An 18,953-nucleotide genomic window follows, 5' to 3' on the forward strand; every position below is an offset into this window, starting at 1 on the left:
TGGTTGTGCGATGTGCCGTGCGGTCAGCGGCCGAGACGCCCGCGCACCATTCCGACCATCGAATTGAGCTCTTCGATCCGCATACGCCGTGCGGCGACGTAGAAGACGCCGAACAGTACGGCTCCGCCCACGACCAGGGCGGCGATGGAACCGCCGGCGCCGTTGCCCAGCGTCCTCATGACCAGGAAACCGACCACACCGCCGGCCAGGGCCGCCGGGATCGATGCCATGCAGAGGCGGGCGTACGTACGGATGACCTGGGCGCCGTCGAGGTCGCCGCCGAGGCGCTTGCGCAGCCGCTGCCAGGCGACGCCGACGCCGATCGCGTAGGCGAGACCGTATGCGGCGGCCATACCGACGACGGCCCACTTGGCGGGCAGCACGAGGTAGGCGATCACCGAGGCCGCGGCGTTGACGGCGGCGACGATGACGGTGTTGTAGAAGGGCGTCCGGGTGTCCTCGTACGCGTAGAAGCCGCGGAGCACGACGTACTGCACGGAGTACGGGATCAGGCCGAGGCCGAAGGCCATCAGGATGTAGCCCATGGACCGGGCGCCCGCAGAGCCACTGGAGCCGAACAGCAGGGTGCACATCGGGATGCCGAGGGCGACGAACATGAAGGCGACCGGGACGATCGCGACGGCGGAGGTGCGCAGGCCCTGCGAGATGTCGTCGCGGACTGCTCCGGGGTCGCCGTCGTGGGCCGCGCGCGAGATGCGCGGCAGCATCGCCGCCATGACGGAGACGGTGATGATGGCCTGCGGCATACCCCAGATCAGCTGGGCGTTCATGTAGCCCATGATGCCCGCGCCCTGGACGCCGGACGCCTTGCCGGCGGCGGTGGCGAGCTGGGTGACGACGAGGACGCCGGCCTGGTTGGCGAGGACGAACAGCACGGTCCACTTGGCGAGCTTGACCGCCTTGCCGAGGCCGTGGCCCTTCCAGTCGAACCGCAGGCGGAACCGGAAGCCGGTCTCGCGCAGGTACGGGATCATCGCCAGCGCCTGCACCGTCAGACCGAGCAGGGTGCCGATGCCGAGAAGCCGGACGCCGTCCGCCGGGATCGTCTCGACGTGCACATGCGAGTCCGCGGCCGTGCCGTAGACGTAGATGAACATGCCGAACGTGCAGATCATGACGATGTTGTTCAGGACCGGGGTCCACATCATCGCGCCGAACTTGCCGCGGGCGTTGAGGACCTGGCCCATGACCACGTGCACGCCCATGAAGAAGATCGTGGGCAGGCAGTAGCGGGCGAAGGTGACGGCGACGTTGTTGGCCGCCGGGTTGCCGGCGATCTTCGTCGACATCAGCTGGATCAGCAGAGGCGCGGCGAAGACAGCGATGGCGACGATGATGCCGAGCGCGACGATGACGAGGGTCAGCAGACGGTTGGCGTAGGCCTCGCCGCCGTCCTCGTCCTCCTTCATGGACCGCACGAGCTGCGGCACGAAGACGGAGTTGAGGCCGCCGCCGACGGTCAGGATGTAGATCATCGTCGGCAGCGTGTACGCCACAGTCCAGGCGTCACCGAGCGTGAAGGCACCGAGGGCCGCGGTGATCACCACGGTGCGGACGAAGCCGGTGAGCCGGGAGACCAGGGTGCCCGCGGCCATGACGGCGCTCGACTTCATGAGGCTCGACGCCCGGCCCCCCTTCTTCGGGGCAGGGGCAGGGGCAGGGGCGGCCACCGGAGCAGGCGCGTTGCCCTGCATGGGGGCCTGTGCCGGTCCGGCGGCCGCCGGTGCCGGGATGCCCGTGGCGTCGGCAGGCGGACGGGCCATGCCGTTGCTCTGCTGGTCGCGGAAGAGGTGCGCGAAGGCGTCGGGCTCGTGCTGCTCCTCGCCCGCCTGCGTCATCAGATCGTCGACGCCCACGAACTGCGTGGTCCTGGCGTCGTCCCCGTAGGGAAGGTGCTGGGACGGCCCCTCCGGCTCGGGCGCGGGCGTCTGGGCCCACACACGCGGGTCCGGGGGGTACTGGGCCGCGGGCGGCTGGGAGTAGAGCGGCTGGGGCGTCTCGTAGGTGCCGGGAGGCGGCGGGGGGTGCGCGGCGCGGTCGTAGAGCGCCTCCGTCACCGGATCCTGCGCGGAGAGGTCCTGGTCCCGGTACGGATCCTGGTCGAAGGCGTCCTGGAGGTACGCGTCCTGCGGATACGCGTCCGGGGCGGGGTGGGGCGGCGGGACCTGGCCGGCCGCGTCGTGGGGACCGGGGGCCGGGCCCTCGGCCGAGGCAGAGCCGCTCGGGCCCTGGCCCCGGTCACCGTCGTACGGCGCGTTCATGGTTACCCCACCTCATAGTCCCCGGGCCCACGGCCACGTCGTCGCTCAACGGTCCACTCTCTCACCCGTGCCGGACGGGTCCACGCTTTCCGGAGCGGTGTCCGGCGTCGGGTCACTCGGCTGCTCGGGGTCGTCTTCCCCGGGCTCCGGGCCCGATTCCCCGTTCGGACCGTCGTCCGGGCCTTCCTCGGCGCGTCGCGCGGCGGCGCGCTTGCGCTGCGTGTACATGCGGAACCCGGCGAGGACGAGGAGCAGGACGCCGCCCGCCATGACGAGCATCACGGTCGGGGTGATCTCGGTGACGTTCACGTCGAACCGGACCTCGGGGCCGTAGGGCTGGCCGTCCTCCGTGTACAGCTGGGCGAAGACCGGCACCCTGCCGTTGGCGTTGGACGTGGTCGTGAACTTCACCGACTGGCTGTGGCCGCCGGCGACCTTGATCGGCTGCTCGTCGTACGGACCGTTACGGATCTTGAGGCGGGTGCCGTTCGTCGAGGTGAGGCGCAGGACGAGGTGATCGACGCCCTGCACCAGGTTGTTCTGGACCGTCACGGGGATGGTCGCGCTGCGTCCGGAGAGCTTCGCCTCGGACTTGTCGATGAGCTTGACCTGCTTGGTGAGCGAGGTGAGGTAGTCGGCGACGCTTTCGCGGAACGCCTTCGCCTCGGTCGCACGGTCACGCCACGACGCGGACATCTGCCGGTCCATGGCCCGTCCGAACGGCGTCACCACGCGGGACGGGTCGGAGAGGATCACCTGGAAGTTGGTGAGCTTGTTCTGGGTGTCCTGGATCGCCTCGAAGGCCGACTGGGGCAGCTCCTGCTTGCGCAGGTACGACGGGTAGAACCGGGAGGAGGGGATGCGGGTCGTCGCGGCGGGGTCCGGCTTCGCCTTCGTGGCCGCGGCCAGGTCCTGCGACTGCGACCAGGTGCTGCTCTGCTCGGTCTTGATCGCCTCCGCCATGGACTGGGCCTGGCTGGCGGAGGGCATCCGCTGCGGAGCGACGACGATGCTGCGCTCGTTGTCCGGCTCCTGAAGGTTGATCATCAGGCTCTGGGCGAGGAACTCCTGGACGGCGAGCGTCGAGTTCTCGGCCTTCGTCATGTCGCCTTCGAAGGCCTCCGACAGCTGAGCGTCGGCCACCACGGCCGTCGTGCCGCTGCCGATGGGGCGGGCGGCGGACGGCGTGTAGGGCAGGCCGCCCCTCTCCCGGAGGCTGTCGCTGCGGGCGATCACCTTGTCGGCGCCGGCGGACGTCGCGACGTTGACGATGCTGGGGTCGATCGCGCCGTCGGCGGGCCAGGCGTAGCTCGTGTCCGGCTTGATGTGGAGAACCGTCTCGACCGTGCTGGAGGCCGCGTCGGTGGCGTCCTTGAGGTGGCTGAGGGAGCCGGTCACCCGCGTGCCGTTGTGGGCCAGCGAGGCGAGATCCGGGTCGGCGAAGGGGAGCGCGACGACCTTCTGGTCGGCCACGGCGTTCTTCAGGTCGTTCAGCCACTGCTTGGCGACGGCCTGGTTCTTGCCGGCGACCTCGGTGCCGTCGGCTTCCTTGATCCGGTACGGCCGCGTCATGGCGTCGACCGAGGCCAGCAGGTCGGGGTCGATGACCCAGGTCACGTCGAGGTCGGTGCCCAGGGACAGCATCTGCTGGAGGCGGCCGCCCGGGGCGATCTCCTTGGCGAGGTCGTCGTCATGGAAGACACGGGTCTGCTGCTCGTCGGATCCCGTCTCCGCCGTGAGGTGGGTCTGCGAGATCAGCGGCCACAGGAACGTCGTCTTCGTCTTCGTGTCGGCAGCGTCGGGGTGCCAGGGGAGGAAGGTCCGCTGGATACCGAGCGTCTGCTGGTACGGCTGGATCGCGGTCTGGCCCGTGAGGGCGACCCCCAGCTGGTAGACGCCGTCGTCGCCGAGGTGCAGCTGCTTCACGGGGACGGAAAGGCTGAAGTCCTGCGTCGATCCGGGGGCCAGCGTGGAGACCTTCTTGGCGTACTTGCCGCCGATCTCCCGGCCGTCCGGCACTCCCCCCGACGCGTGCCGGGAGGCGTTCTCGATCGACGCCCGCCCGCCGAGGGCCGAGCCGAGGCGGAGCGCCACGTGGGCGTTGTCGACGGCCTGCTTGCCGTCGTTGGTGAGTGTTCCGGTGACGGTGACCGTGTCGTCGTCACCCGGTGCGCTCGGAGTGAGCGAGTTCACGGAGACATCGACGGTGTTCGTGCCCGTGGCGTCGGCTGCGGGCGCCTGCGGGGCGGCATCGGCGGGGGCTCCGCCGAAGAGGGCCAGACCGGCGAGGAGAGGCGCTCCGGCGAGCAGTGCTCCTGCGCGCCGCAGCTTTCGATGGGCAGGTGAGGGAGTCATCCCTGGGAAGTCTGCCGCCTCGGCCACGCGCTCGTCCGTCCCTCGTCGTCGTCAGTGGTCGTCGGATGTGTCCACGCATGGTAACGAGGTGCGCTGTGGCGAAGTGCCGCGGACTGCTCCACATGATCGGAAGACAGGGTAGGGGTCATCGGGCACCCCTCGCGCCCACCGGGGGAAACGGTGCGGAACCCGGGGCCGGGGCCACGTACCCTTTTCTGTTGTGCCGAACGCCAACGATGACAATTCCCATGCCCTCAGCCAGGTGCAGCGCCGCGCGGTGAGCGAGCTGCTGCGGGTGGCCCCTGTCGCCGACGACCTCGCCCGTCGATTCCAGGAGGCGGGGTTCTCTCTCGCCCTGGTCGGCGGCTCGGTCAGGGATGCGCTCCTCGGCAGGCTCGGCAACGATCTGGACTTCACGACGGACGCGCGCCCTGAGGACGTACTCAAGATCGTCAGGCCGTGGGCGGACGCGGTGTGGGAGGTCGGGATCGCCTTCGGCACCGTCGGCTGCCAGAAGGACGGCTACCAGGTCGAGGTCACCACGTATCGCTCCGAGGCGTACGACAGGACCTCGCGGAAGCCCGAGGTCTCGTACGGCGACTCGATCGAGGAAGACCTCGTGCGTCGCGACTTCACGGTGAACGCGATGGCCGTGGCTCTGCCGGAGAAGGAGTTCATCGACCCGCACGGCGGCCTCGACGACCTTGCCGAGCGGATCCTGCGGACTCCGGGAACGCCCGAGGAGTCATTCTCCGACGATCCTCTGCGGATGATGCGTGCCGCCCGTTTCGCCGCGCAGCTGGACTTCGAGGTGGCCCCCGAGGTCGTCGCGGCGATGAAGGGCATGGCGGACCGCATCGACATCGTCTCCGCGGAGCGGGTGCGGGACGAGCTGAACAAGCTGATCCTCTCCTCGCACCCCCGCGAGGGCCTCAAGCTCCTCGTCGACAGCGGCCTCGCCGAGCACGTGCTGCCCGAGCTGCCGGCCCTGCGCCTGGAGCGGGACGAGCACCACCGGCACAAGGACGTCTACGACCACACGCTGATCGTTCTCGAGCAGGCGATGGCGCTGGAGGAGAACGGCCCGGACCTCGTGCTGCGTCTTGCGGCTCTCCTCCACGACATCGGCAAGCCGCGGACGCGTCGTTTCGAGGACGACGGCCGGGTCTCCTTCCACCACCACGAGGTGGTGGGCGCCAAGATGACGAAGAAGCGCATGACGGCGCTCAAGTACTCGAACGACCTCGTGAAGGACGTCTCGCGTCTGGTCGAGCTGCACCTGCGCTTCCACGGGTACGGCACCGGTGAGTGGACCGACTCCGCGGTCCGTCGTTATGTACGTGACGCGGGTCCCCTGCTGGATCGCCTGCACAAGCTGACGCGCTCCGACTGCACGACGCGTAACAAGCGGAAGGCGAATGCGCTGGGGCGGGCGTACGACGGACTTGAGGAGCGCATCGCGCGGCTCAAGGAGCAGGAGGAGCTGGACTCGATCCGTCCCGACCTCGACGGCAATCAGATCCAGGAGATCCTCGGGATCAAGCCTGGGCCGGCGATCGGGCAGGCGTACAAGTTCCTGCTGGAGATGCGGCTCGAGAATGGGCCGATGGAGCATGACGCGGCTGTCGCGGCGCTCAAGGAGTGGTGGGCGGAGCAGCAGGTCGCCGAGTAAGTGACCGAAGTCCTTGTTTCACGTGAAACAAGGACTTCGGGACAGACATGACGAAGGGCGCTGTTTCACGTGAAACAGCGCCCTTCGTCTATGCGATGCCAAGTGCTACTTGGTCGTCTTCAGGCAGAGAACCACGTCGTGGCTGCCGCCGGTCTGGTAGTAGGAGACCTCGGTGCCGCTGACCGAGTTGCACTTGCTTTCGTCGCTGCTGTTGTCGAACTTCTCGATGACCTTGAACTCGGAGTCACTGGAGGAGCAGTCGACCGTCTGGAGGTCCGGGGAGGACGTCGAACCGTCGTTGTGCATACAGCTGCCGACAGCCGTCGTCTCGGCGTCGCTCTGGCCGAGGTACCACTTCACGCCGTAGAGCGCGATGGCGACGACGATCAGCGCGACGATCCGGAGAACCTTCTTGCCGCCGCCTCCCGACACCGGGGCGGGGGCCGGCGGGATCGGGGCACCCTGGGCGTGCGGCGGGTACGGATTCTGGCCCTGGGGCGGCGGAGTGGTCACTTTGGGGGTCCCCCTCGAACTTGAGCGCGATGGCGCGGATAAGACGCCCGTAAGTTATACGGAGGGGCTGACAACTCTGAAGTCAGGACGAGGTCTGTGGCACTGATGTGACACTTACTGGGCGTCAAAACGCGTCATACCGACAGCAACCACCGCGTAGAGCGCAGCCACCGTGACCACCAGCGGAGCCGACCGTCCGTCAGGCGGCAGCATGAGTACGGCCACACCGGCCGCGCCGACGAACGCGACGTTGAACAGCACGTCGTAGATGGAGAAGATCCGGCCACGGAAGCCGTCGTCCACAGAGGACTGCAGGACCGTGTCGGTGGAGATCTTTGCGCCCTGGGTCGTCAGGCCGAGGACGAATGCGGCGGCCATCATGGGGAGCGGCGTGAACGGGAGCGCGAGCGCGGGTTCCAGGACGGCCGCCGCCCCCGCGCAGACAGCGATCCACCGGCCGGGTCCCAGTCGCCCCGCCCCCCAGGGTGTGATGACGGCGGCGGCGAAGAACCCGGCGCCCGAGACCGCCACGGCGACCCCGAGCAGGGCCAGCCCGTGGGACTGCGTGGACGACCAGGAGTAGCGGGAGAGCATGAGCACCATGACGGTCAGCGCCCCGTAGCAGAAGCGCATCAGCGTCATCGCGGCCAGAGCGCGCATGGCGTGCGGGCGCGCGGCCAGATGACGCACCCCCGAGGCGAGCCCTTTCGCCGTGCCGGAGAGCGCGGTCCGGATGCCCGGCAGCACCAGCTCGGGATCCGGGCCCAGCAGTTCGGCGGACAGGCGCAGGGAGGCGAGCGCCGCAAGCAGGTAGACGGCGGCGCCGACGAGCACCACGACGGCGTCGGAGTGCGATCCGAGCAGCCGTAGGACGAAGGCGGCTCCGCCGCCCAGCGTGGCGGCGAGGGTGCCCGCGGTCGGGGAGATGGAGTTCGCCATCACGAGCCGTTCGGCGTCGACGACTCGGGGCAGGGCGGCCGAAAGCCCGGCGAGGATGAAGCGGTTGACGGCGGTGACGCCCAGGGCGGAGATGTAGAAGAGCCAGGTCGGTGCGTGACTGATCATCAGGAGCGCCGTCACGGAGGCCAGGACGGTCCGCAGGAGGTTGCCGTAGAGGAAGACCTGGCGGCGGCGCCAGCGGTCGAGGAGGACGCCCGCGAACGGGCCGACGATCGAGTACGGAAGCAGCAGTACCGCCATGGCCGAGGCGATGGCGCTCGCCGACGTCTGGTTCTGCGGCGAGAACACGACGTACGTGGCCAGCGCGACCTGGTAGACCCCGTCCGCGCCCTGGGAGAGCAGCCGGAGTGCCAGCAGGCGCCGGAAGTCCCTCAAGCGCAGCAGTACACGCAGGTCACGGACGACAGACATGGGGCACAGCCTCACATAAGGGAAAGGTCCCCGGGAGCACGCCATGTGCATCCGGGGACCTCAACAGCCCACAAGTAGAAGCGCGTTACGTCAGCTACGCGCCCGTACAGCGTGTGGTCAGCGCTCGACCTCGCCCTTGATGAACTTCTCGACGTTCTCGTAGGCCTCGTCGTCGAAGTACTGGACCGGCGGGGACTTCATGAAGTACGAGGACGCGGAGAGGATCGGGCCGCCGATGCCGCGGTCCTTGGCGATCTTCGCGGCGCGCAGCGCGTCGATGATGACACCCGCGGAGTTCGGGGAGTCCCAGACCTCGAGCTTGTACTCCAGGTTCAGCGGAACGTCACCGAAGGCGCGGCCCTCGAGGCGGACGTACGCCCACTTGCGGTCGTCGAGCCACGCGACGTAGTCCGACGGACCGATGTGGACGTTCTTCTCGCCCAGGTCGCGGTCGGGGATCTGCGAGGTGACGGCCTGCGTCTTCGAGATCTTCTTGGACTCCAGGCGCTCGCGCTCGAGCATGTTCTTGAAGTCCATGTTGCCGCCGACGTTGAGCTGCATCGTGCGCTCGAGGCGGACACCGCGGTCCTCGAACAGCTTCGCCATGACGCGGTGCGTGATGGTGGCGCCGACCTGGGACTTGATGTCGTCACCGACGATCGGCACGCCGGCCTCGGTGAACTTGTCCGCCCACTCCTTGGTGCCGGCGATGAAGACCGGGAGGGCGTTGACGAACGCGACCTTGGCGTCGATGGCGCACTGGGCGTAGAACTTCGCCGCGTCCTCGGAACCGACGGGCAGGTAGCAGACGAGAACGTCGACCTGCTTGTCCTTGAGGGTCTGGACGATGTCGACCGGGGCCTCGGTGGACTCCTCGATGGTCTGGCGGTAGTACTTGCCCAGGCCGTCGTGGGTGTGGCCGCGCTGGACGGTCACGCCCGTGTTCGGCACGTCGCAGATCTTGATGGTGTTGTTCTCGCTGGCGCCGATGGCGTCGGAGAGGTCGAGGCCGACCTTCTTCGCGTCGACGTCGAACGCGGCGACGAACTCGACGTCACGGACGTGGTAGTCGCCGAACTGGACGTGCATCAGGCCCGGGACCTTGGTGTCCGGGTCGGCGTCCTTGTAGTACTCGACGCCCTGGACCAGCGAGGCGGCGCAGTTGCCCACGCCGACGATGGCTACGCGAACCGAACCCATTCCGGTTGCTCCCTGTGTGTATCGGTGAAACCCCGGATGGGCCTCACGTGGCGGTGTCGTCGGACGGATCCGGCCGGGTGCTGTCCCGGTTCCGGGGCAGGCCGCCCGTCTCTCCAGATGTGTCCTGCTGAGCTGCGTCCGCGGGGTCGGATCGCCGATGATCCCGCCCCGCCCGCTCGCTCTCGATGAGCTCGTTCAACCAGCGCACTTCGCGCTCCACGGATTCCATTCCGTGCCGCTGGAGCTCAAGGGTGTAATCGTCGAGGCGTTCCCGGGTGCGGGCGAAGGAGATGCGCATCTTCTCGAGGCGTTCCTCGAGACGACTGCGCCGGCCTTCGAGCACGCGCATCCGTACGTCTCCCGAGGTCTGCCCGAAGAAGGCGAACCGGGCGGCGAAGTGCTCGTCCTCGTACGCGTCCGGGCCGGTCTGCGAGAGCAGGTCCTCGAAGTGCTCCTTACCTTCCGCCGTCAACCGGTAGACGATCTTGGCGCGACGCCCTGCGAGTGGTGCGGCGAGGGCGTCCTCGGGTGTGTTCCCCGGCTCCTCGATCAACCAGCCGCTCGTGACCAGCGTCTTGAGGCAGGGGTAGAGGGTTCCGTAACTGAAGGCACGGAAGACCCCGAGCGAAGTATTGAGTCGTTTCCGCAGCTCGTAGCCGTGCATCGGGGACTCGCGCAGCAGCCCGAGGACAGCGAACTCGAGGATGCCGGAACGTCGGCTCAAGATCGCCTCCTCTCTGCCGCGGTCGGCTGTCACGACCGCTGTACGGACTCTTTATGTCGAGCTGATGTATCGACTCGATACATCACGACGATAGAACGGCCGCGCGGATGCGACAAGTGGGGGCACGGTGAACGGCGTCACATCACCGATTCATACCGAGCAAGTTGCCTGATTTGCGGTGAAGTTCGGCTCTAGGTGGGTTTTGACGGTGCGTAGTGTGTCCGCCATGCAGAACGCCGGGAACCAAGTGGCGGGTGAGGACGTCGTTGTCCCCGGTGTATTGCGGGTGAGAGCCACTGGCGCATCCGTATTTCGGGGGGACCGGAAACCAGCCGCCGTTTCCAGGTGCGTACACGCGCGCCTGCCCGAGGAGTAGTCGTTCCATGAGCGAGCACCGTCGCAAACCGCCGCAGCCCGAGGGCGGCGGACGTGCCGCGGCCCGACGCGGTACGTCCGGCGCATCGCCGGGTCGTCGCGCCGCCCCGCGTGATGCCACCGGATCGCCGTCTGATTCGTATGGAACACCAGGGTCCACAGGCTCGTACGGTTCCGCGGGCGACGACCGCCCGTACGGAGGCCGGGCGGAAGCGCGCCGCGCCGCGCAGCGCAGCGCGGGCAGCCGTAGGAAGGGACCCGATTCAGGCGGTGGCCGCGGAGGTGGCGGCCGGCGCGGTGGCGGCGGTCCCGATGGACCGAGTGGGCCCGGACGCGGCAGGGGCGGCCGTGGGCCGGCCGAGCCGCCGAAGAAGAAGTTCATCGACTACCCGCGCGCGGGCAAGTACGGAGTCCGTCGCTGGCTGCCGTCCTGGCGCCTCGTCACGGGTGTGGGCGTCGGCCTCGCCGGAAGTCTCATGATCGCGGCCGGTGTCGGCTACGCCATGGTGAGCATCCCGAACGAGGCGGACGCGGCCAAGGCCCAGAACAACGTGTACTACTGGTCCAACAACAAGCAGATGGTCTCGACCGGTGGTGAGACGAACCGTCAGATCATCACGTACGACCAGATCCCCAAGGCCATGCGGTACGCCGTCATGTCCGCCGAGAACAAGACGTTCGAGACGGACAAGGGCGTCGACCCCATGGGTATCGCCCGCGCGGTCGTGAACATGGCCAAGGGCGGCCAGACCCAGGGTGGCTCGACCATCACCCAGCAGTACGTCAAGAACGCGATGCTCGACGATCAGTCGCAGACCATCACGCGCAAGATCAAGGAGCTGTTCGTCGCCATCAAGGTGGGCCGCACGGTGCCCAAGGAGAAGGTGATGGCCGGGTACCTGAACACCGCGTACTACGGGCGCGGTGCCTACGGCATCCAGGCGGCGGCCCGTACGTACTTCAACCAGGACGCCTCGAACCTGAACCCGAGTCAGTGCGCGTTCCTGGCGGCGGTGCTCAAGGGCGCCACGTACTTCGACCCGGCCGGCGCGCCGGAGATCGACCCGCTGCAGGCGACGGCCGAGAAGAACAGGGACCGAGCCACGAAGCGGTGGACCTGGATCCTCGACGAGGAGGTCAAGGACAAGCACCTGGACGCCGCGACCCGGGCGAAGTTCACGGAGTTCCCCAAGCTGCAGAGCCCGCGTGCCAACGCCGCGTTGGGTGGCCAGATCGGCTACCTCGTGGACCTCGCCAAGGCCTACGCGATCAATAACAGCGGCGGCAAGATCACCGCTCTCGACCTGCAGAAGGGCGGCTACGAGATCCACACCACCTTCGACAAGAACAAGGTGGACAAGCTCGAAGCGGCCGTGAAGAAGGTCCAGCAGCAGAACATCAACGAGAAGCTCCGCCCGAAGACGGACAAGTACGTCCAGTTCGGCGGTGCCTCGGTGAACCCGAAGACCGGCGCGATCGAGGCCATCTACGGCGGCGCCGACGCGACGAAGCACTTCACCAACAACGCGGACCAGACGGGTGCCCAGGTCGGCTCGACGTTCAAGCCGTTCGTGCTGGCCGCCGCGATGAGGGACGGAATCCGCGACCCCAAGCTGGGCGAGGAGCAGGACGACAACACGCGGACGATCGTCTCTCCGAAGAGCCTCTACAGCGGCAAGAACGAGCTCAAGATCAAGAAGTACGACGGTCAGGTGTGGACGGACCGGGAGGGCAAGGAGTGGCTCCAGAGCAACGACGGCCACCGTTCCTACAACCCGCCGACCTACCAGATCGATCTTCGTGAGGCGATGCGCGAGTCGGTCAACTCCGCCTATGTCCAGCTCGGTATGGACGTGGGCCTGGACAAGGTGAAGCAGGCCGCGAAGGACGCGGGCATCAAGGACGACAGCTTCGCCAGCGCCAACTACCCGTCGTTCTCCCTCGGTACCTCCGACCCGAGCGCGATCCGCATGGCGGGCGCGTACGGCACCTTCGCGGCCAGCGGTCAGCGCAACGACCCGTTCTCCGTGAGTTCGGTCGACCACGAAGGCGCGACGGTCTACCAGCACGAGCAGAAGCCCGCCAGGGCCTTCGACTCGTCGGTCGCCGACAATGTCACCGACGTTCTGAAGACCGTCGTCGACAAGGGAACGGGTACCAACGCCAAGCTGCTGGGCCGCGATGTCGCGGGCAAGACGGGTACGACCGACGGCAACAAGTCGGCCTGGTTCGTGGGGTACACCCCGCAGCTGTCGACGGCCATCACGATGTACCGGATGGACGACAACGAGAACAGCAAGCAGCGCCAGTTCCTGGAGATGTACGGCACTGGTGGCCAGGAGAAGATCCATGGAGCTTCGTTCCCGTCCGAGATCTGGCACGACTACATGTCGCAGGCCCTGATGGGACAGCCGGCTGTGCCGTTCCCGACGCCCCAGCCCATCGGCAAGATCGTCGGCGCCACCCCGAGCCCGAGCCCGACTCCGTCGCCGACCGCCTCCCCCACGGAGTCCCCGTCGACGGAACCGTCGCCCACCGAGTCCTCCCCCAGCCCCTCGCCGTCGCCGAGCGAGACGTGCAGCGGCTGGTCGTGGAACTGCAAGAACAACAACGGCGGGACGTCCAACGGCGGCACCGGCGGGACGCCGTCCAGCGGAGTCACCACCGCGCCGTCGACGCCGGGAGGCAGCAACGGCGGCAACAACGGCAACGGCAACGGAGGAGGAGGGTTCTTCGGAGGCCCGACGGGCTAGCCGAGGAGCGTTCCACCGCGTGTGTTTCACGTGAAACGCACCGTGTTTCACGTGAAACAGAGCGTGACGAAGGTCAAGTGAGGGCCGCCGCACCGAACGGGTGCGGCGGCCCTCGCCCCGTTCTCAGGTGCGTACGGCAGGATGTGCGACATGCCTAGTGCAGAGACCAAGCGCACTCACGTGCAACAGCCGGATCCGGTACGGCCGACCAAGGAGGACGAGGTCGCCGCTGCGGGGAGCGCGCTGATCGGCGGACCGATCGGACGATGGGCGCTGCTCGGGAGCTCCTGGTGGACCCCCGTGAGAGTCATCGCGCTGGTGATGCTGGGCATGTTCGCGCTGGGCATGGTGCAGAAGTTCCCCTGCTACGACGGCGGGTGGTTCTTCGGCGCGAGTTCGCAGTACACACACGCCTGCTACTCGGACATCCCGCACCTCTACCAGGGGCGTGGTTTCGCCGACGGTCTGGTGCCGTACTTCGACAAGCTGCCGGGCGACATGGACTACCTCGAGTACCCGGTGCTGACCGGTGTGTTCATGGAGGTCGCTTCCTGGATGACCCTGGGCGGCGGATCCATCCAGCATCTGGAGAAGATCTACTGGATGATCAATGCCGGGATGCTGATGATCTGCGCGGTGATTATCGCCGTCTGCGTCAGCCGCACCCACCGGCGGCGCCCCTGGGACGGCCTCCTGGTGGCCCTGGCGCCCGCGTTCGCGCTGACGTCCACCATCAACTGGGATCTGTTCGCCGTGGCTTTCACGGCGGCCGCGATGCTGATGTGGTCGCGGGGCCGGGCGATCGCCTTCGGCGTCCTGCTGGGGCTGGCCACAGCCGCGAAGTTCTACCCGTTCCTCGTGCTCGGTCCGCTGCTGCTGCTCTGCTGGCGGGCCGGACGGTGGCGGGACTTCGGCAAGGCTCTGGGGGCCTCGGTCGGCGCGTGGCTCGTCGTGAACCTGCCGGTGATGCTGCTCGCGCCCGAGGGCTGGTCGAAGTTCTACCGGTTCAGTCAGGAGCGCGGCGTCGACTTCGGGTCGGTCTGGCTGATCATCCAGCAGCGCTGGAACGTACAGATCACCCCTCACGACGCCAACAAATACGCGATGGTGCTGATGGTCCTGGCGTGCCTGGGCATCACGGCACTCGCCCTGACAGCGCCTCGCCGGCCTCGCTTCGCGCAGCTCGCCTTCCTGGTCATCGCCGCGTTCATCCTCACGAACAAGGTCTACTCACCGCAGTACGTCCTGTGGCTGATCCCCTTCGCGGCGCTGGCCAGGCCGCGCTGGCGGGACTTCCTGATCTGGCAGGCGTGCGAGGTCGCGTACTTCATCGGGATCTGGATGTACCTCGCGTACACCACGAGCGGTGACAAGCACCGGGGGCTGCCCGCGGACGGGTACCACCTGATCATCCTCGTCCACCTGCTCGGCACGCTCTATCTGTGCGCGGTGATCGTGCGCGACATCCTGATGCCGGAACGGGACGTGGTCAGACGCTCCGGGGCCGACGATCCGTCCGGGGGTGTCCTGGACGGGGCGAAGGACGTGTTCGTGCTCGGACACGCCGCCCATCCCGCGCGGCACGCGGCGCACAACGAGGAGCGGCCACAGGTCAGTTGGGGCTGGGAGACGGACGAGAGGCGTTCGCCCTGAGCGAACGTGCGGAAGGGCCGGACACCGTGAGGGTGTCCGGCCCTTCCGTTTGCCGTCAGGTCCGGCTGTCCGCGGAGTGCGGTCAGCGGTCGACGATCCGGTCGAACTGCGTGGTGGTGTGCCGCAGATGGGCCACCAGCTCCTCGCCCACCCGGGGCTCAGGGGCGTCGGACGGGACGAAGAGGATCGAGACCTGCATGTGCGGGGGCTCCGCGAACCAGCGCTGCTTGCCGCCCCAGACGAACGGCGACAGGTTCCGGTTCACGGTCGCGAGACCCGCGCGGGCCACGCCCTTGGCGCGCGGCATGACGCCGTGCAGCGCCTTGGGCGCCTCCAGGCCCACGCCGTGCGACGTGCCGCCGGCGACGACGACGAGCCAGCCGTCCGAAGCGACCTTCTGCTGGCGGTAACCGAAGCGGTCGCCCTTGGCGACGCGGGTGACGTCCAGGATCGCGCCGCGGTACTCGGTCGCGTCGTGGTCGCCCAGCCAGAGCCGCGTGCCGATCCGCGCGCGAAAGCGGGTCTGCGGGAACTGCTGCTGCAGACGGGCGAGTTCCTCGGCCTTGAGGTGGCTGACGAACATCGTGTGCAGCGGCAGCCTGGCCGCGCGCAGGCGGTCCATCCAGCCGATGACCTCCTCGACGGCGTCGGAGCCGTCGGTGCGGTCCAGGGGCAGGTGGATCGCGAAGCCCTCGAGCCGGACGTCCTCGATGGCGGCGTGGAGCAGAGGCAGTTCCTGCTCGCTCACGCCGTGCCGCTTCATCGAGGACATCACCTCGACGACGACGCGGGCGCCGACGAGGCCGTGCACGCCGTCGACGGAGGAGACGGAGCGGATCACACGGTCGGGCAGCGGCACGGGCTCCTCGCCCCGCCGGAACGGGGTCAGGACCAGCAGGTCACCGCTGAACCAGTCCTTGATCCGGGCGGCTTCGTAGGTCGTGCCGACGGCGAGGACGTCCGAGCCGAAGCGCGTGGCCTCGTCCGCGAGCCGTTCGTGGCCGAAGCCGTAGCCGTTGCCCTTGCAGACGGGGACGATCCCCGGGAACTGCTCGAGCACGTGCTTGTGGTGTGCCCGCCAGCGCGCGGTGTCGACGTAGAGCGTGAGCGCCATGGCCGGTCCCGGAACCTTTCTCGTGGCTGCGGTGTATCAGAGGTATGAAGAAACTTTGGAGCTACGTGAATTGTGCCGGGTCCGCCCGGACCGGGTGGACCCGGCCGGGCGGGCGGGGATCAGCGCCTCGACATGTAGATGTCGAGGGCCTTGTGCAGCAGCTTGTTGAGCGGGAAGTCCCACTCGCCGAGGTACTCGGCAGCCTGCCCGCCGGTGCCCACCTTGAACTGGATCAGACCGAACAGGTGGTCCGACTCGTCGAGCGAGTCGCTGATGCCGCGCAGGTCATAGACCGTCGCGCCGAGCGCGTAGGCGTCGCGGAGCATCCGCCACTGCATCGCGTTCGAGGGCCGGACCTCACGGCCGATGTTGTCCGAGGCGCCGTAGGAGTACCAGACGTGGCCCCCGACGACCAGCATCGTCGCCGCCGACAGGTTCACACCCTCGTGGCGGGCGAAGTACAGCCGCATACGGTTGGGGTCCTCGCTGTTGAGGGCCGTCCACATGCGCTGGAAGTAGGACAGCGGGCGCGGCCGGAAGTGGTCACGCACCGCGGTGATCTCGTAGAGGCGCTGCCACTCCTCGAGGTCCTGGTAGCCGCCCTGGACGACCTCGACACCGGCCTTCTCGGCCTTCTTGATGTTGCGGCGCCACAGCTGGTTGAAGGCCTTGTGCACGTCCTCGAGGGAGCGGTTGGCCAGCGGCACCTGGAAGACATAGCGGGGCTGGACGTCGCCGAAGCCGGCACCGCCGTCCTCACCCTGCTGCCAGCCCATGCGACGCAGCTTGTCGGCGACCTCGAAGGCGCGCGGCTCGATGAAGTCGGCCTCGATGTCCCGCAGACGCTTCACGTCCGGGTCCTGGATGCCCTTCTTGATGGACGTGGCCTCCCAGCGCCGGATGATCACCGGCGGGCCCATCTTCACGGAGAAGGCGCCCTGCTGCTTGAGGTGCGCCAGCATCGGGCGCATCCAGTCGTCCAGGTTCGGAGCGAACCAGTTGATGACCGGGCCCTCGGGGAGATAGGCGAGATACCGCTTGATCTTGGGCAGCTGGCGGTACAGGACCAGGCCCGCGCCGACGATCTCGCCGGTCTTCTCGTCGAACCAGCCGAGGCTCTCGGACCGCCACTCCGCCTTCACGTCAGCCCAGGCCGGGACCTGCATGTGGCTCGCCGCGGGCAGGCTCTGGATGTATGCCAGATGCTGCTCTCGGCTGATGGTCCTCAGGGTCAGGCTCATTCGGGGCGCTCCTCGGGCTGGTGTGTCCCCATGGGTACAGGGGCTCCGGCTCTCGCGCCGAAGCCTACTGCGCCCTGCGAGCGCCCCGACTGGGCCTATGCGACGTTGTCGGCGCGTCAGCCGATGAGACCGCCGAACAGACCACCGTGGGCCATGCCGATGAAGAAGCCGACCGCCGAGGCACCGAGACCCAGGATGAGTCCGAAGCGCTCACGCGTCGTCACCGAGATGAACTGGCCGTACATGCCGGTCAGGATGCCCACGAGCCCAGCCCAGGAGCTGATCAGATGGAGGTTGTGGAAGAAGGCGGTGATGACAGCGATCGCCCCGAGCGTCACGGTCACCGCGAGCAGCGCGTCCTGGACGGGATGGGGCTTCCCGTCCGTGGCGAGGAGAGATGTCGCGGTGTTGGGTCGCATTGCCTGTGCCATGGGGCACCTCCTGCGGAAGGCGGCGCATCGTAGCGCCATACACACCCGATGTGTACAGATTGCGGCCTCCACCCGTCGGATTTCAACCCGAAGCCGTGGTGCGGGTACTCTGTACCGTCTGCACCGGTGTCTGCCCATGCCCTGATCAGGGTTCCCCGTCAGCGGGACCCGATTGTCAGTGGCGGCCGATACCGTTGCGTACGCATCACGACCCTCCTGCCACGGAACGACCGTGGCCGCTGAGTCCAAAGGAGGTGGGTTCCACATGCGTCACTACGAAGTGATGGTCATCCTCGACCCCGATCTCGAGGAGCGCGCTGTCTCCCCGCTGATCGAGAACTTCCTTTCTGTTGTCCGTGAGGCCAACGGAAAGGTCGAGAAGGTCGACACCTGGGGTCGCCGTCGTCTCTCGTACGAGATCAAGAAGAAGCCCGAGGGCATCTACTCGGTCATCGACCTGCAGGCCGAGCCTGCGGTCGTCAAGGAGCTCGACCGCCAGATGAACCTGAACGAGTCGGTCCTCCGGACCAAGGTCCTCCGTCCCGAGACCCACTGAGCTTCCTAGCTCAGCGGCACTCGGGTTTCGAGTAGCAGCAAGCAGCCCGCAGCAAACCCGCCGAGAGGTTCCCCCATGGCAGGCGAGACCGTCATCACCGTCGTCGGCAATCTTGTCGACGACCCCGAGCTGCGCTTCACCCCGTCCGGTGCGGCGGTCGCGAAGTTCCGTGTCGCGTCCACCCCCCGCACCTTCGACCGTCAGACCAATGAGTGGAAGGACGGCGAGAGCCTGTTCCTGACCTGCTCGGTCTGGCGCCAGGCGGCGGAGAACGTGGCCGAGTCGCTCCAGCGAGGTATGCGCGTCATCGTGCAGGGCCGGCTGAAGCAGCGGTCCTACGAAGACCGTGAGGGCGTCAAGCGCACGGTCTACGAGCTGGACGTCGAGGAAGTCGGCGCCAGCCTGAAGAACGCCACGGCCAAGGTCACCAAGACCACGGGCCGGGGCGGCCAGGGCGGATACGGCGGCGGTGGCGGCCAGCAGGGCGGCGGCAACTGGGGCGGTGGCCCCGGTGGCGGTCAGCAGCAGGGTGGCGGCGGTGCTCCCGCCGACGACCCCTGGGCGACCGGTTCGCCGGCCGGCGGCGGCCAGCAGGGCGGCGGGGGCGGCTGGGGCGGAAGCTCCGGCGGCTCCGGTGGCGGCTACTCGGACGAGCCCCCCTTCTAGGCCTCACGGCCAAGGGTGGGCCGCACCCACACTTCTTGATCACACAG

At 68.0% G+C, this 18,953-nt stretch carries 14 protein-coding genes; 5 read left to right on the forward strand and 9 right to left on the reverse strand.

The annotated features are described in order from the left end of the window. Positions 1-23: 23 nt before the first annotated feature. Together murJ and ABZ893_RS21775 are read right to left on the reverse strand one after the other, a co-directional pair. Positions 24-2,282, reverse strand: a complete 2,259-nt coding sequence (gene murJ, locus ABZ893_RS21770; RefSeq protein WP_361406201.1) for a murein biosynthesis integral membrane protein MurJ — start codon at positions 2,280-2,282, stop codon at positions 24-26. A gap of 45 nt (positions 2,283-2,327) precedes the next feature. Then, the gene (locus ABZ893_RS21775) at positions 2,328-4,664 is read right to left on the reverse strand and encodes a DUF6049 family protein (protein WP_361406204.1); all 2,337 of its coding nucleotides are present in this window, start codon (positions 4,662-4,664) and stop codon (positions 2,328-2,330) included. A 193-nt stretch (positions 4,665-4,857) separates the two neighbouring features. Here ABZ893_RS21775 and ABZ893_RS21780 point away from each other — a divergent pair, with 193 nt between their 5' ends. Continuing rightward, positions 4,858-6,309 (forward strand): CCA tRNA nucleotidyltransferase, encoded by a 1,452-nt coding sequence (locus ABZ893_RS21780; RefSeq protein WP_361406206.1) that lies wholly within the window; start codon positions 4,858-4,860, stop codon positions 6,307-6,309. A gap of 105 nt (positions 6,310-6,414) precedes the next feature. On the opposite strand, the gene ABZ893_RS21785 is transcribed toward ABZ893_RS21780, so the two are convergent. The 4 genes from ABZ893_RS21785 to ABZ893_RS21800 all read right to left on the reverse strand — a co-directional run bounded on the left by ABZ893_RS21785 (position 6,415) and on the right by ABZ893_RS21800 (position 10,117). After that, a complete protein-coding gene (locus ABZ893_RS21785) occupies positions 6,415-6,822 on the reverse strand; it encodes a hypothetical protein (RefSeq protein WP_361406209.1) in 408 nt (135 codons plus the stop codon). Positions 6,823-6,936: 114 nt separating this feature from the next. Next, positions 6,937-8,193, reverse strand: coding sequence for an MFS transporter (locus ABZ893_RS21790; protein ID WP_361406211.1), 1,257 nt, complete (start codon positions 8,191-8,193; stop codon positions 6,937-6,939). Between the two features lie 117 nt (positions 8,194-8,310). Continuing rightward, positions 8,311-9,393, reverse strand: a complete 1,083-nt coding sequence (locus ABZ893_RS21795; protein WP_361406214.1) for an inositol-3-phosphate synthase — start codon at positions 9,391-9,393, stop codon at positions 8,311-8,313. A 43-nt stretch (positions 9,394-9,436) separates the two neighbouring features. Continuing rightward, complete coding sequence (locus ABZ893_RS21800; RefSeq protein ID WP_361406216.1) at positions 9,437-10,117, reverse strand: helix-turn-helix transcriptional regulator; 681 nt, start codon at positions 10,115-10,117, stop codon at positions 9,437-9,439. A gap of 383 nt (positions 10,118-10,500) precedes the next feature. Here ABZ893_RS21800 and ABZ893_RS21805 point away from each other — a divergent pair, with 383 nt between their 5' ends. Continuing rightward, positions 10,501-13,245 carry a transglycosylase domain-containing protein gene (locus ABZ893_RS21805; protein WP_361406219.1) on the forward strand — a complete coding sequence of 915 codons (2,745 nt, stop codon included), beginning with the start codon at positions 10,501-10,503 and terminating at the stop codon, positions 13,243-13,245. A 150-nt stretch (positions 13,246-13,395) separates the two neighbouring features. Then, complete coding sequence (locus ABZ893_RS21810) at positions 13,396-14,898, forward strand: glycosyltransferase 87 family protein (protein WP_361406222.1); 1,503 nt, start codon at positions 13,396-13,398, stop codon at positions 14,896-14,898. An 82-nt stretch (positions 14,899-14,980) separates the two neighbouring features. Here ABZ893_RS21810 and ABZ893_RS21815 read toward each other — a convergent pair whose 3' ends face one another. The 3 genes from ABZ893_RS21815 to ABZ893_RS21825 form a co-directional block, all read right to left on the reverse strand. Beyond that, positions 14,981-16,012, reverse strand: coding sequence for an alanine racemase (locus ABZ893_RS21815; protein ID WP_361406225.1), 1,032 nt, complete (start codon positions 16,010-16,012; stop codon positions 14,981-14,983). Positions 16,013-16,131: 119 nt separating this feature from the next. Then, positions 16,132-17,253, reverse strand: coding sequence for a peptidoglycan bridge formation glycyltransferase FemX (femX, locus tag ABZ893_RS21820; protein ID WP_361406228.1), 1,122 nt, complete (start codon positions 17,251-17,253; stop codon positions 16,132-16,134). 116 nt (positions 17,254-17,369) lie between these two features. Then, positions 17,370-17,684: a hypothetical protein gene (locus tag ABZ893_RS21825; protein ID WP_361406230.1), complete on the reverse strand. Its 315-nt coding sequence runs from the start codon at positions 17,682-17,684 to the stop codon at positions 17,370-17,372. A gap of 265 nt (positions 17,685-17,949) precedes the next feature. On the opposite strand from ABZ893_RS21825, the gene rpsF reads away from it, so the two are divergent. Then, a complete protein-coding gene (gene rpsF / locus ABZ893_RS21830) occupies positions 17,950-18,240 on the forward strand; it encodes a 30S ribosomal protein S6 (RefSeq protein ID WP_052578287.1) in 291 nt (96 codons plus the stop codon). Positions 18,241-18,315: 75 nt separating this feature from the next. After that, positions 18,316-18,906, forward strand: coding sequence for a single-stranded DNA-binding protein (locus ABZ893_RS21835; protein ID WP_361406232.1), 591 nt, complete (start codon positions 18,316-18,318; stop codon positions 18,904-18,906). Positions 18,907-18,953 lie beyond the last annotated feature (47 nt).

Origin of the sequence: Streptomyces sp. NPDC046821 (assembly GCF_040645335.1) — a bacterium.
Taxonomy (GTDB): Bacteria; Actinomycetota; Actinomycetes; order Streptomycetales; family Streptomycetaceae; genus Streptomyces.